Below are 585 nucleotides of genomic sequence, written 5' to 3' on the forward strand. Positions count from 1 at the left end.
GCGAGGCGTGCGTCGGCGTCGGCCCAGTTGACGAGGTTCCACCAGGCGGTGACGTAGTCGGCGCGCACGTTCTGGTAGTCGAGGTAGTAGGCGTGCTCCCAGACGTCGAGCAGGACGATCGGGACCAGGCCCAGGGCGATGTTGCCCTGCTGGTCGTAGAGCTGGACGATGATGAGCTTCTTGCCGAGGGTGTCCCAGGCGAGGATGGCCCAGCCCGAGCCCTGGACGCCTGCGGCGACGGCGGCGAAGTGCTTCTTGAACTTCTCGAACGAGCCGAAGTCCTCGGCGATGGCTGCGGCGATGTCGCCGGTGGGCTCGCCGCCGCCCTCGGGGGAGAGGTTGGTCCAGAACGCGGAGTGGTTGACGTGGCCGCCGAGGTTGAACGCGAGGTTCTTCTCGTGGAGGTTGACCGCGGCGAGGTCGCCGGAGTCGCGGGCCTCGGCGAGCTTCTCGAGTGCCGTGTTGGCGCCGGTCACGTAGGCCTGGTGGTGCTTGGAGTGGTGCAGCTCCATGATGCGGCCGGAGATGTGGGGCTCGAGTGCGCCGTAGTCGTACGACAGCTCGGGAAGGGTGTAGACAGCCATG

General features: G+C 67.4%; 1 protein-coding gene. It reads right to left on the reverse strand.

The annotated features are described in order from the left end of the window. Nucleotides 1–584: superoxide dismutase (locus H9640_RS18890; RefSeq protein ID WP_191792314.1), on the reverse strand; the 584-nt coding region annotated here is incomplete at its 3' end. Between the last annotated feature and the right edge of the window lies 1 nt (nt 585).

Source organism: Oerskovia gallyi (genome assembly GCF_014836745.1).
Lineage (GTDB): Bacteria > Actinomycetota > Actinomycetes > Actinomycetales > Cellulomonadaceae > Oerskovia > Oerskovia paurometabola.